Source organism: Acinetobacter legionensis (assembly GCF_057165765.1).
In genome coordinates this window covers 2,273,702-2,287,583 of sequence record NZ_CM169896.1, presented here as the reverse complement: position 1 = coordinate 2,287,583, position 13,882 = coordinate 2,273,702, and the positions used below count along the sequence as shown (strand labels likewise).

Below are 13,882 nucleotides of genomic sequence, written 5' to 3'. Positions count from 1 at the left end.
TAAGCTACATTCTATAAATCTTGAATAAGCTATTGTTTAACTCGAAATCGCGTTATTTTAAAAAAGCACTTTTTGAACGCTCAACTTCATTCAATAACCATTCAACAAATTTAGCAATGAGAGGCGTTTGCTGTTGTTCTGCATAGACAAAATAATAGGCACGTGAACCTTTTAGTTTTATTTCTGATGCGATAATTAAATCACCTGAGCGCAGTTCTTTTTCCAGGAGTTTTTGTGGAATAAGTGCAACCCCCATATGATGTATTGCTGCCACCGCAAGCATCGAAAATAATTCATGACGTTGTCCTTCTAATGTAAAAGGATGCTCATAACCAGAAACTTCAAACCACTCTTTCCAAATATAGGGGCGTGTGGTTTGTTGAAGTAAGGGCAGCGTGGCAATCTCTTCCGCCGATAAGCTGCGACGTAAATCTCCAGAAGGTTCTCTTAGCTCTGGAAAATGCTTAAAAATTAACTCAGCAGAACACACAGGAACAACATCTTCATTCATTAGATAGTGGACTTTTGCACCTGGCCAATTTTCAATTTGTGCAGGCGTACCTGTATATATTGCAGCGTCAAAAATATGCTCACTGAACAAAAAAGGTTTGGTACTGGTTTCTAAATGAATGGTAATTTCAGGGTATATTTCATTGAATTTATACAGTCGGGGTAAGAGCCAGCGTGTTGCAAATGTCGGTACAACCCCCAATTTTAGAGTACCACCTAAACCCTTATGACTCATTAAATCGAGTGTGCTTTGCTCAATACCCAATAAATGAGTTTTGATGTTTTTATAATAATGCTCACCTGCCTGGGTTAATTCAACGCCATGCCGTGTTCTGTTAAATAAATTGAGTCCTAAAAAATCTTCGAGTTGTTGTACTTGGCGAGATATGGCACTTTGAGTAAGATGCAGCTCCTGAGCTGCAAAGGTATAACTTAGGTGCTTGGCAGCCGCTTCAAAACATATCAGTGATTGTAATGAAGGAATCATTCTACGCATATTCATTCCTTGAATATCAAAGTTAAATAATGGCTAAATTTAATCTATTTATATCTAGCAAAAAGAGCTTAAACCAAAGTAGATGTTTGCAATGAAACTTTCATCAAACCACTTGGTTTTATCTAAAATAAAAATTTATAAGAGGACGTAAAGGTGATAAAAGTTCGCTAAAAAGCCTCGTTTAATACCAACATAATTGAACAGTAGTCATTGAGCGAGCCATGTTATAAAAACACAAGATATGCGTAAATGGAATATCTGAGTGAGTATTAATCGTTTGAAAGTATGAATTTTCACACCTAACATCAGTACTAAGACAACAAGATATGTTCAGCAAAGGATGCTATGAATCAAATGGTTAATTCTACAAAAACGGCACGAGTTCAATTTAACTGGCAAGATCCATTTTTATTGGAACAGCAACTTACTTCTGAAGAACGCATGATTCGTGATGCTGCTTATGCCTATTCTCAAGACAAACTGATGCCAAGAGTTTTGGAACAATTCCGCCATGAAAAAACAGATGCTTCTATTTTTCGTGAAATGGGTGAATTGGGTTTGTTGGGACCGACAATCCCTGAAGAATATGGGGGCGCAGGTTTAAACTATGTCAGCTACGGTCTCATTGCCCGTGAAATTGAACGTGTAGATTCGGGTTATCGTTCAATGGCAAGTGTACAAAGCTCATTAGTGATGGTGCCTATCAATGAATTTGGTAATGAAGAGCAAAAACAAAAGTACTTACCAAAATTAGCTTCTGGCGAGTTTATTGGATGTTTCGGTTTAACAGAACCTGATCATGGTTCAGATCCAGGCAGTATGATTACCCGTGCCAAAAAGGTCGAAGGTGGTTATCGTTTGACTGGTGCAAAAATGTGGATCACCAATAGTCCAATCGCTGATGTATTTGTGGTCTGGGCTAAAGAAGTTTCTGCTGAAGGCAATGTTGGTGAGATTCGTGGTTTTATTCTAGAAAAGGGTTGGGAAGGACTTTCTGCACCTGCGATTCACGGCAAGGTCGGTTTGCGTGCATCGATTACCGGTGAAATTGTAATGGACAATGTTTTTGTTCCTGAAGAAAATGCATTTCCCGAAATTCGTGGTTTGCGTGGACCATTTACTTGTTTAAATAGTGCACGTTACGGTATTGCATGGGGCGCGATGGGGGCGGCAGAGTTTTGCTGGCATACAGCACATCAATATACGATGGATCGTAAACAATTTGGACGTCCACTGGCCGCAAATCAATTGGTGCAAAAGAAACTTGCAGATATGCAAACTGAAATTGCTTTAGGACTGCAGATCGCATTACGCTTTGGACGTATGAAAGATGAAGGCATCGCTTCTGTAGAAGGAACTTCACTGATTAAGCGAAACAATTGTGGTAAAGCCTTAGATATCGCACGTGTTGCTCGTGACATGATGGGTGGCAATGGCATCAGTGATGAATTTGGTGTTGCTCGCCATCTGGTCAATCTTGAAGTCGTCAACACTTATGAAGGTACACATGATGTACATGCCTTAATTCTCGGGCGTGCACAAACAGGTATTGCTGCCTTTAGTAACTAAAAATCAACTGTTTTAAAACAGGGATGCTTAAAGTTAGCATCCCTTATAGGATTTTTTGCCTTAAATTTTATAAAAACTAAGGTAAAAATAAATCAATGATAAAAGGATTCATCGTGAAAAATATCTGATTATTCTTTTAACTCTCATACTTAACTCTAGATTCATGCAATAAAAATAACAAAGAAATAAGTAGAGAGAAAGATAAAAAGTGACCGATGACTCATTTGGGAAAATGAGGTAGAGGAAAATGAACAATGATGTTCGATCAGTTACAACTTCAACAAAATTATCCATGCCATCCAATATTGGAACTTTTGAAAAAATAGGCCCAAATACTTGGAAATGGGCACTTTTATTCGCTTATTTCGCTATGGTCGTCGATGGCGTAGATATCATGTTGTTATCCTATAGCTTAACCAGTTTAAAAGGTGAGTTTGCATTATCTACTTTTCAGGCAGGGGCTTTAGGCAGTGCATCTCTAGCAGGCATGGGGATTGGTGGGATTTTAGGTGGATGGGCATGTGATAAGTTTGGCCGAGTACGTACCATTGCCAATTCTGTATCGTTTTTTTCAGTTGCAACATGTTTGTTAGGCTTTACCCAAAGTTTTGAACAATTTATGGCATTACGATTTATTGGCGCATTAGGGATTGGGGCCCTTTATATGGCATGCAATACCCTTATGGCTGAATACGTTCCTACAACGTATCGAACTACGGTATTGGGTACATTACAAACAGGGCAAACCGTTGGATATATTGTTGCCACATTATTAGCTGGTGCAATTATTCCTGAGCATGGTTGGCGAGTTTTGTTTTTTATCACGGTTATTCCAGCTTTTATCAATATTTTCTTGCAACGCTTTGTACCTGAACCAAAGTCTTGGCAGCTCAACAAAATCAATCAGCTTCAAGGCAAAAAACCAGTTGAAGCCACAGTACCAGAGAAACCGAAAAGTGGCAGTATTTATAAACAAATTTTTGCCAACTTTAAGCATCGTAAAATGTTTTTATTGTGGATGACTACGGCATTCTTCTTACAATTTGGTTACTACGGAATCAACAATTGGATGCCAAGTTATCTAGAAACAGAAGTGCATATGAACTTTAAGAATATGACCAGTTATATGGTGGGTTCATACACAGCAATGATTTTAGGTAAGATCTTAGCGGGATATCTGGCTGATAAATTTAATCGTCGTGCAGTATTTGTGTTCGGTACTATAGCCAGCGCTGTCTTCTTACCTGTGATTATTATCTTTAATACACCAGACAATATTTTGTACTTATTGATCACTTTTGGTTTCTTATATGGCATTCCTTATGGCGTAAATGCGACCTATATGGCGGAATCATTTTCTACTGATGTGCGAGGTACAGCAATTGGTGGTGCATATAACATTGGGCGAGTGGGTGCAGCTATTGCCCCAGCAACCATTGGTTTCCTTGCTTCGGGCGGAACATTTATGACGGCATTTATCGTGATGGGCGCAGCTTACTTTGTTGCAGGGGTACTGCCTGGCTTATTTATCAAAGATCGTCAATATGACCCACAACAACATTAGTCAACGCTTGTTTAAACAGATTTAATAAATCGCAAAATTGAGGAGTATTCACTTACTCCTTACATAGAGGTAGAACATATGGGTGCATTACAAGGAGTTCGAGTTTTAGATTTGAGTCGAGTACTGGCAGGTCCGTGGTGTGGACAAGTTCTTGCAGATCTAGGCGCCGAAGTGATTAAGATTGAACGCCCTAAAGTGGGTGATGATACCCGTATGTGGGGTCCGCCTTGGATGCGTGATCAACAGGGTAAAGCGACACGAGAATCTGGGTATTACCAATCTGCGAATCGCAATAAATCCTCAGTGGCAATTGATATGGCAACGCAAGATGGACAGCGATTATTACAACAAATGGTGAAAACCGCAGATATTTTGATTGAAAACTTTAAAGCAGGATCCTTGAAAAAATATGGATTGGATTATGAAACCCTCAAGCACATTAATCCAAAATTGATCTATTGCTCTATCACTGGTTTTGGTCAAGATGGACCGCGTGCAGAAGAACCGGGTTATGACTTTATCATTCAAGGTATGTCTGGCTTGATGAGTATTACTGGCGAAAAAGAAGGTGAGGTTGGGGCAAGCGCACAAAAAGTTGGTGTAGCAGTGGTCGATATCCAAACAGGGCTATATGCAACAATTGCGATTCAGGCAGCACTGATTTCTCGTCAGCAAACTGGTGTGGGGCAATATATTGATATGTCTTTGCTGGATGTACAGGTTGCTGGACTCGCCAACCAAGGTATGAACTATTTAAGTTCAGGTGTCGCTCCCCAAAGAATGGGCAATCATCATCCCAATATTGTGCCTTATCAGACTTTTAAAGCGCAAGATAAGGAATTTATTCTAGCTTGTGGTAATGATAAACAATTTAAAGACTTATGTATTGCTATTGGAAAACCTGAATTGTTAGATCAACCCAATTATCTCCGTAATCAAGATCGAGTGAAGTATCGTCAAGAATTGGTCAGTTTGTTGTCCGAATATTTTTTATCAAATACCGCAAAGCATTGGGTCGATGTAATTCATGCGGTAAAAGTACCTGTTGGCGTGATTAATTCAGTTGCTGATGCTTTAGATGAACCTCAAATTCAATATCGTAAAATGGTAGTCAATATTCCACATTCAGATAATCCTAATTTTAATGTGATTGGTTCACCGATTAAAATGACAGGAACACCTGTTGAATATCGCAATGCGCCACCACGCTTAGGAGAACATACCAAAGTGATTTTAGAAGAATTTTGTTCAGATGATGAATTATTACAATTAAAGCAACAAGGGGTTATTGAGGGTATTGGCTTATAATCGGCTGATTTTAAGAAATATTGAAATCAAGGCATATGATCAATCAAAGTTATGTCTTAATTGGAGTTCTTCAATGCCGCATTAATCATTCAAACCCTCCTTTTTTAAGGAGGGCTATCCTGAATCATTTAAAATAACAATATGAAAGAATTACGCTGTAGTGGGAATAATCCGTTGTTGCATCAGCACCTGTTGTGCAATATAAGGTTTTTCGTTATCTTTGGGTTGAATTGCATGCCATTGATCATTGGCATTGAGTTCCCAAGCACGAATGTTGTCCTTTAAATAACTGAGTAGCCCATATTCAATAATCTGTTTTTTAAGCTTTTTATCTTCAATCGGGAAGCAAGTTTCGACCCGAGAAAATAAGTTGCGACCCATCCAGTCAGCACTTGCGCAGTATAAGTCCTCATTCGCATCATTATAAAAATAATAAACACGAGTATGTTCTAGGAAGCGCCCAACAATCGAACGAACTTTAATATTTTCAGAAAGCCCTTCAATTTGTGGTCTTAAACAACAGATTGAACGGATAATCAGCTCTATTTTAACCCCAGCTTGAGATGCTTTATACAAAGCTGTAATGAGTTTAGGTTCAGTCAATGCATTGACTTTAATGATGATACGGGCTTTTTTACCTGCTTTTGCATGTGCCGTTTCTTGCTCAATCAAATGTAACAGCTGAGAGTGTAAGGTGAAGGGAGCATGAAAGAGTTTTTTTAACTTTAACAATTTACCCATACCAGTCAGCTCTTGGAAGATCTTATGTACATCTTCACAAATTTCATCATTTGTGGTGAGTAAACCATAGTCGGTATACATTCGTGCATTTCCCGCATGATAGTTGCCTGTACCAAGATGTACATAACGTTTAAGTTTATCGATTTCTCGTCGCACAATTAAAATCATTTTGGCATGGGTTTTATAACCGACAATACCATACACCACAACTGCGCCAGCTTCTTGCAGAAGATTTGCGACGATAATATTGGATTCTTCATCAAAACGCGCACGTAACTCGATAATCGCTGTAACTTCTTTCCCATTGCGAGCAGCTTCTGCCAGCACTTGTACAATTTCCGAGTCTGGGCCACTACGATATAAGGTTTGTTTAATTGCTAAAACATTGGGGTCTTTTGCCGCTTCTTTGAGTAGATTGATAACGGGCTGGAAAGAATCAAATGGATGGTGTAAGAGTAAATCTTGCTTGCTTAATATTTCAAATATTTTATTTGAATTTCTTAGGGCTTTTGGAATAACAGCTTGATAAGGCTTAAATCTTAATTCTGGAATATCAAAATCGGTAATCAGTCGCGTTAAATTGACAGGACCATTTACTTGATAAAGATGTTGTGGATCTAAATCAAATTGTTCTAATAAATAATCATTAATTGAGTTTGGGCAATTATCTGCGATTTCTAAACGAACTGCGCGACCAAAACGACGTGAAGATAATTCATCTTTCAATGCCACTGCCAAATCATCGACATCTTCTGCCAAGGTTAAATCAGCATTACGGGTGACACGGAATTGGTAGCACCCTGTTGCTGTCATACCGGGAAATAAATCACTGATATGTTGTTGGATAATGGCTGACAATAAAATGTAATGTTCTGCACCGTCTGTGAGCTCGTTCGGTAAGCGCACTACACGCGGTAAAGAACGCGGAGCGGGTACAATGGCCAATTCTATTTGACGACCAAAAGCATCTTTTCCTTCTAAGGTGACAATAAAGTTTAAACTTTTATTGACTAAACGCGGGAAAGGGTGAGCAGGATCTAAGCTAATTGGTGTTACAACAGGTTGTACTTGCTTAAAAAAGTAATTTTTAATCCATTCCGCGTGTTTTTCTAAAATGTCATTATATTGGATGAATTTGACGCCATAGTTTTCTAATGCAGGCAATAACACATGATTTAAAGTGTCGTATTGCTCTTGAATCGCAAGATGTGCGTTATGCGAAATTTGCTCAAGAATCACTTCGTTTGGAATACCATCCGGTGCCGTGGTAAGGGTTTTGAAATCCAGTTGTTTCATTAATCCAGCGACACGAATTTCAAAAAACTCATCTAAATTACGTGAAAAAATAATGAGAAAATTCAACCGTTCAAGCAAAGGATGAGCTTCATCTTTTGCTTGGGCTAACACACGTTTATGAAATTCTAGTAAGGAAATTTCACGATTAATATAGCTGCTTGAGCTATGTTGAAATTCAGGCGTGGTTAAACTTTTTGAAGCGGGCATGATCTGCGTCATTTGAAACTGTCTTAACGACCTTGAAGGGCATAGTAAGTATTCTACATGACAAATTTGTTACAGATAGCTAAAATGTTGAAAATTGTCTTAAACTTAAACGATTAAAAAATATTAATTTTTTAATCGTTTAATCATGTAGAAAAAAATAAAATCTGTTTAGACAAAATGCCAATTGATACGATGTACCAAGACAATATTATTACAAATTAAAATTTGCATTGCTCATTTTTGAGTTTGAGCTCATATGTTTTCTGTTCAGACATCAGTTTTATTTTTACATAATAGGGATTTTGGCGTTGGAACTCATTTTCAAAAAGTAAATGACAATTTTCAAGCATACCTTCCATTAAAAGTTGCAGGGTCTTTTCTTTACCCACGCTGTTTGAAAATTGGTTAAAATCTGCTGATGTAATTAAGCCTTGCAAATCAACATGATCATGATACATATGAATTTTCTCAATCACCGTGTTTTGATCAATTTGTACAGGAAGTACGCGAGAGTCTTCTTCACTTAACGCAGTTAAAACATCATCTAAATTTTGTTGATCTATAATTTTATAATGCTGCCCAATCAACTTCTTTTGAATCAAATAATCATCTAATTCAGTTGCATAACTATTCTGAGAAATGAGTAAGTATACTGACATTGCGAATAAAGGAATTATTTTAAATTTCATTTGAATTATACACATATTAAAAGTATGGATTTTATTATACTGAAACAAAAAATAAGCACCATAGTCGGTGCTTATTTTTATTGAAAGAATATAGTTTAGTCTTTGTTTAAATTTTCATTGATTAAAAATTCAACCAAGGCTTTTTGTGCATGTAAGCGGTTTTCTGCTTCATCCCAAACCACCGCATTTTTGTGATCCAGCATATTTTCTGAAACTTCTTCACCACGATGGGCAGGTAGACAATGCATAAATAGACAATCTGGATGTGCTAAATCCATTAGTTTTTCATTGACTTGGTAAGCGGAAAAGGCTTTTTCACGAATTTTTTGTTCTTCTTCTTGGCCCATACTTGCCCAAACATCAGTCACGATCAAATCTGCATTCACTGCTGCGTCTTCTGCCGATTCAAAAAGTTCAACGCAATGTGCAAATTCAGAAAGAAATTCAGGTTTTGGTTCATAGCCTTTCGGTGAAGCAATTTTTAACTTGAAGCCCCACATGTGCGCAGCTTCAATATATGAATTACACATGTTATTGCCATCACCAATCCATGCTACCGTTTTGCCATTGATCGAACCACGATGTTCAACAAATGTTTGTACATCTGCAAGTAGCTGGCAAGGGTGGTGGTCATCAGTTAACGCATTGATAACAGGGACTGTTGAGTATTCAGCAAAACGTTCAACAATATCATGACCAAATGTACGAATCATCACGATATCAAGCATGCTGGATATTACTCGTGCAGAATCTTCAATTGGCTCACCACGACCCAATTGAGTGTCGCGTGATGAAAGGAAAATTGCACTGCCTCCAAATTGGCTCATACCAGCTTCGAAAGATACACGAGTACGGGTACTCGACTTTTCAAAAATCATCCCCATGACTTTTCCAACAAAGGGTTGAAATACTTCGTTGTTGTGTTGTTTTCGCTTTAACTCTTGAGCACGTTCAATGATACGGTTAAGTTCAGCAGTGGATAAATCACGTAAAGTAAGAAAATGTCGTAGAGCCATGGTTACTCCACAATAATTGTTTAGTCAAAACCAATAGGGAAATTGACCAACAATTCATTGTTGGTGGTTGATGAAAATAAAAAGGAGAATCAGCTAATATACTATATGAATATGAAAACGCAAAAAAATTAGACCTTTTGATGTCCCTCTAAGAAGCGATCTACACAATAACTTACGCAGTTGAGTATTTCTTGATCAGAATCTTTGATTTCAATCCCCATTAAAATCCGCCATTCTAAATTTCTGAGAATTCCAAAATAAAATTGTGCTGAAAATAAGGGGTTTGGGCAAGTGAGTATTTGATTTTCTACACAACGCTCTAAGGCGCATGCAATAGAAAGTTGTACTTGCTTTGGTCCCTTCTCATGAATATAGACAGCTAATTGTGGATCCTTTTGGGAGCGCTCTAAAACCAAGCGTATGAAAGCAATATTTTCAGGAATGATCATATGCTTATAAAAGTTAATTAAGGTATTGATCAAATATGCTCTGAGCTCATTCAACGCGGGGTTAAATGGAATACAGATATCCTTAAAAAATAAATCACGACGATAGTCACAGATCGCTGTAAATAGACCTTCTTTACTGCCAAAATATTTGTAAATCGAGGCTTTTGATCCGCCTGCATGATTCACGATGTCATCTAAAGATACTGCATCATAACCGTTCTCTAAAAAAAGATCGTTTGCACTAATCAGTAATGCCAAGCGACGTTCATGCCCACGTTTAGTTTGTGGAAAATCACATCCTGTAGCTTCAACTTGTGCTAAATCTTCGTTCATAAATTACTGATGAAAAATGGGTTGTAACTATTATATCAAAGATGTCAATAAATTTCTTAGCAAACATGCTATTGGAAAAAATGATTAAAAAAAGTGTATAAAAATGAAAAAATGAATCAAAATTCATTTTTCTTTGACTAAAGTTTTAGAGTAATATACCTAAATGGTCATATGCGAAATATAAATTATGACTATACTCAAAACTCAATAAACAAGTGACCACTGTGGAAGGGAATATGACACAACAGACGTCTGCAGGCTTAAGATTTAGACAAGCTCTAGAAGTGGAAAAACCATTACAAATTATTGGTACAGTCAACGCTTATGCAGCGATGATGGCGAAACAGGTGGGTTATAAGGCCATCTATCTTTCTGGTGCTGGTGTGGCAAACTATTCTTATGGTTTACCTGATTTAGGTATGACCAGCTTAGACAACGTATTGGAAGATGTTCGTCGTATTACAGAACGTGTAGATACACCCTTACTTGTTGATATTGATACAGGTTGGGGTGGTGCATTTAATATTGCACGTACAATTAAACAAATGATTGGTGCTGGTGCGGCAGCTGTCCATATTGAGGACCAAGTTGCACAAAAGCGTTGTGGTCATCGTCCAAATAAAGAAATTGTTTCTCAACAAGAAATGGTTGACCGCATTAAAGCAGCAGTTGATGCAAAAACAGATTCTAACTTTGTCGTGATGGCACGTACAGATGCATTGCAAAAAGAAGGGTTGCAAGCCGTGATTGATCGTGCTTGTGCATGTGTCGAGGCTGGCGCAGATGCGATCTTTGCTGAAGCAATGACGGACATTACCATGTATAAAACAGTCTGTGATGCAGTAGGTGTTCCTGTTCTTGCAAATATTACAGAGTTTGGTGATACACCTTATTACACCACTCAAGAGTTAGCTGAACAGGGCATTAGCATGGTGTTGTATCCACTGTCTGCAACACGTGCAATGCAAAAGGCTGCCCTAGAAGTCTTCCGTTCAATTCGTGAAAATGGTACACAAGTCAATGTACTGGATAGCATGCAACAACGAAAAGAACTTTACGAATTCCTTGATTATCACACTTTCGAAAACACTCTAGATAAACTGTTCACCCAGGAGAAATAATAAAATGGCTGAAGGAAAAGTACTTACAGGCGCAGGATTGCGCGGTCAAGTTGCAGGTAAAACAGCACTTTCTACAGTAGGTAAGAGTGGCGCAGGCTTAACTTATCGTGGTTATGATGTGCAAGACCTTGCGGAAAATTGCCAATTTGAAGAAGTTGCATATCTTATTTTCTTTGGTGAATTGCCTACAGCAGAACAGTTGGCGACATATAAAGCCAAATTAAAATCACTTCGCCAGTTACCACTAGCTTTAAAAGAAGTGTTGGAGCGTATACCTGCTGATTCACACCCAATGGATGTGATGCGTACAGGTGTTTCAATGTTAGGTAATCTGGAAACTGAAAAATCATTTGATCAACAGCAAGATTTGGCAGATCGTATTCTTGCAACTTTGCCAGCGATCATTTGTTATTGGTACCGTTTTAGTCATGATGGTGTACGTATTGAAGAAAATACTGATGACGATTCAATCGGTGCACAATTCTTGCATTTACTGCGTGGTGAAAAGCCAAATGAATTACATGAACAAGTGATGAATGTTTCGTTAATTCTTTATGCTGAGCATGAGTTTAACGCTTCAACATTTACTGCGCGTGTTTGTGCTTCAACATTGTCTGATATGCATTCGTGTATTACTGGCGCAATTGGTTCATTGCGTGGACCATTGCATGGTGGTGCAAATGAAGCTGCGATGGAAATGATTGAAAACTGGACATCTCCAGAACAAGCTGAACGTGAAATGTTGGGTAAACTTGAGCGTAAAGAAAAGATCATGGGCTTTGGTCATGCGATTTATAAAGACAATGACCCGCGTAATGGCATTATTAAAATTTGGGCTGAGCGTTTAGCAAATGATGTTGGTGATACAGTGCTTTACCCAGTTTCAGTACGCTGTGAAGAAGTGATGTGGCGTGAGAAGAAGTTGTTCTGTAATGCGGATTTCTTCCACGCATCTGCATATCATTTCATGGATATTGCAACAAAACTATTCACACCAATTTTTGTGATGTCTCGTGTTACAGGATGGGCTGCGCATGTAATGGAACAACGTGCTGACAATCGTATTATTCGTCCAAGCGCGGATTATACTGGTCCTGAACTCCGCAAAGTTGTACCGATCACTGAGCGTTCTGCGGCGTAATAAGTTGATCAAGATTGATAAAAGCAGTAAAAAAAGCCTCCTAAGAGGCTTTTTTTATTTGGGAGGCTGACCCGCAGGAAATAAAACCACAGCTTCTTCACGGCTATATCCTTCATCAAAAGGTAAGCTGAGTGATTCAAAGGTAATCAGCACCCCTTTGTTTTTTGGCAGTTCAAAAGCCTGTTTAAGTTTAATCTCTGGACTGTAACTGGTTAAATTCTGTTGAAGACTTTGATATTGCGGAGTGGATATTGTAAATATCGAGCCATAAATTGTTTTAAATGGGGCAGAGCTTTGAGTATCAGAAGATCTTTGTTCGAGTAGATTAACATTAACGTCTTGAAGCACGATATTTTTAAGTGGTTTAAGCTGAGTCTTTATGTTTAAAAGTTTTTGCTGGAAGGCTTGTTGATCTGTAATACCTGTAAAATTTTCATCGTATTTGAGAAGATCATAGCGTTTTTCACTCAGTGAATAGCGATAAACTCTTGGAATCTCATAGCTTGCTGAATTTTCAAGAATTAAAACCGCTTTTTTATTTGAATCATAGCCGAGGACTTCAAGTGAAATATTGCTATAACTTTTTGCAAAAGCGAGAGAGCTAAAACTGAATAAGAGCGTCGATGTGATTATTTTTAACACGATTTATCCTCATTATTTTATTGGTAAGAGCAAAACAGCATCTTCAATATCATAACCCGTTTCCTCAGGGATTCCGAAGTATTTGACAATAACTAACATCTTATTCTGATGTGGCACGACGTAATTCTGAGTGATTTTTATTGTTTTAGCATATTGCACAGCTTGTTCATTTTTACTTTTTAAAGAAGCTGTTGTAACTTTGTATATGGTTTTATATTGAGGAACCTTTTGGGATGGATCATGCCAAGCAGGAATGTAATGAGTTTGATTTTTCACCATTTGAATTTTTGCTTTATTGGCATTTCCTGCGAGTAAAGGTATTAAACGCTTTTTAATTTTGTTTAGATCTTTTTCAAACTGGATACCATCTTGATCATAGTCAATTTTATGCGTTTTGGGATTGATATATAAGGATCGCACTTCGATCAGATGATCTGGTATTTTGCTGTTGAGCTGATAATAATATAACTGCGGCAAGCGTCCACGCCCATCTTCATAATGTCGTAACAGATAAAGTTTTTGTTGTTTTACTTCATAACCTAATACTTCTATTGTTTGTCCACCACCGACAGTTGCATAACAATGTAATGACGTTGTAAGGATAGTGGTGGTGATTATATGTTGTAGAAATTTCATCCGCAAATATTCTTAATATGTTTTAATGTATCTTGCTTAAATATTGTTTAGATTAAAATGGTGTTTGAGTAAAAATAAATGACAATACAAACTTAAATAAAATACTGAAGAATAAAAAAGCACATGATTAGGCTTCTTTTAATTCCATAAATACTAGATATAAC

12 protein-coding genes are annotated in these 13,882 nt (G+C 37.6%); 5 read left to right on the top strand and 7 right to left on the bottom strand.

All coding sequences use genetic code 11. From position 1 onward, the window contains the following. Positions 1–52 precede the first annotated feature (52 nt). Positions 53–1,006, bottom strand: a complete 954-nt coding sequence (locus AC2G3J_RS10510) for a LysR substrate-binding domain-containing protein (RefSeq protein ID WP_483769950.1) — start codon at positions 1,004–1,006, stop codon at positions 53–55. Positions 1,007–1,351: 345 nt separating this feature from the next. Between AC2G3J_RS10510 and AC2G3J_RS10505 the strand changes: the two genes are divergently transcribed. The 3 genes from AC2G3J_RS10505 to AC2G3J_RS10495 all read left to right on the top strand — a co-directional run bounded on the left by AC2G3J_RS10505 (position 1,352) and on the right by AC2G3J_RS10495 (position 5,447). After that, complete coding sequence (locus tag AC2G3J_RS10505) at positions 1,352–2,575, top strand: acyl-CoA dehydrogenase (protein WP_336951382.1); 1,224 nt, start codon at positions 1,352–1,354, stop codon at positions 2,573–2,575. Between the two features lie 247 nt (positions 2,576–2,822). Beyond that, positions 2,823–4,139, top strand: a complete 1,317-nt coding sequence (locus AC2G3J_RS10500) for an MFS transporter (RefSeq protein WP_483769949.1) — start codon at positions 2,823–2,825, stop codon at positions 4,137–4,139. 78 nt (positions 4,140–4,217) lie between these two features. Next, positions 4,218–5,447: a CaiB/BaiF CoA transferase family protein gene (locus AC2G3J_RS10495; protein ID WP_483769948.1), complete on the top strand. Its 1,230-nt coding sequence runs from the start codon at positions 4,218–4,220 to the stop codon at positions 5,445–5,447. Between the two features lie 150 nt (positions 5,448–5,597). Here AC2G3J_RS10495 and ppk1 read toward each other — a convergent pair whose 3' ends face one another. The 4 genes from ppk1 to AC2G3J_RS10475 form a co-directional block, all read right to left on the bottom strand. Then, positions 5,598–7,703, bottom strand: a complete 2,106-nt coding sequence (gene ppk1 / locus AC2G3J_RS10490; protein WP_336951378.1) for a polyphosphate kinase 1 — start codon at positions 7,701–7,703, stop codon at positions 5,598–5,600. A gap of 206 nt (positions 7,704–7,909) precedes the next feature. Continuing rightward, positions 7,910–8,380 (bottom strand): hypothetical protein, encoded by a 471-nt coding sequence (locus AC2G3J_RS10485; protein WP_336951377.1) that lies wholly within the window; start codon positions 8,378–8,380, stop codon positions 7,910–7,912. A 95-nt stretch (positions 8,381–8,475) separates the two neighbouring features. Next, the gene (gene argF, locus AC2G3J_RS10480; protein ID WP_336951376.1) at positions 8,476–9,396 is read right to left on the bottom strand and encodes an ornithine carbamoyltransferase; all 921 of its coding nucleotides are present in this window, start codon (positions 9,394–9,396) and stop codon (positions 8,476–8,478) included. Positions 9,397–9,524: 128 nt separating this feature from the next. Beyond that, positions 9,525–10,178: a TetR/AcrR family transcriptional regulator gene (locus tag AC2G3J_RS10475; protein ID WP_336951375.1), complete on the bottom strand. Its 654-nt coding sequence runs from the start codon at positions 10,176–10,178 to the stop codon at positions 9,525–9,527. A 236-nt stretch (positions 10,179–10,414) separates the two neighbouring features. Here AC2G3J_RS10475 and prpB point away from each other — a divergent pair, with 236 nt between their 5' ends. Together prpB and prpC are read left to right on the top strand one after the other, a co-directional pair. Beyond that, positions 10,415–11,299 carry a methylisocitrate lyase gene (gene prpB / locus AC2G3J_RS10470; RefSeq protein ID WP_419820463.1) on the top strand — a complete coding sequence of 295 codons (885 nt, stop codon included), beginning with the start codon at positions 10,415–10,417 and terminating at the stop codon, positions 11,297–11,299. 4 nt (positions 11,300–11,303) lie between these two features. Next, positions 11,304–12,440 (top strand): bifunctional 2-methylcitrate synthase/citrate synthase, encoded by a 1,137-nt coding sequence (prpC, locus tag AC2G3J_RS10465; RefSeq protein WP_483769947.1) that lies wholly within the window; start codon positions 11,304–11,306, stop codon positions 12,438–12,440. Positions 12,441–12,494: 54 nt separating this feature from the next. On the opposite strand, the gene AC2G3J_RS10460 is transcribed toward prpC, so the two are convergent. After that, positions 12,495–13,082, bottom strand: coding sequence for a hypothetical protein (locus tag AC2G3J_RS10460; protein WP_336951371.1), 588 nt, complete (start codon positions 13,080–13,082; stop codon positions 12,495–12,497). 12 nt (positions 13,083–13,094) lie between these two features. Next, positions 13,095–13,718, bottom strand: a complete 624-nt coding sequence (locus AC2G3J_RS10455; protein WP_419360401.1) for a hypothetical protein — start codon at positions 13,716–13,718, stop codon at positions 13,095–13,097. Positions 13,719–13,882: the final 164 nt, after the last annotated feature.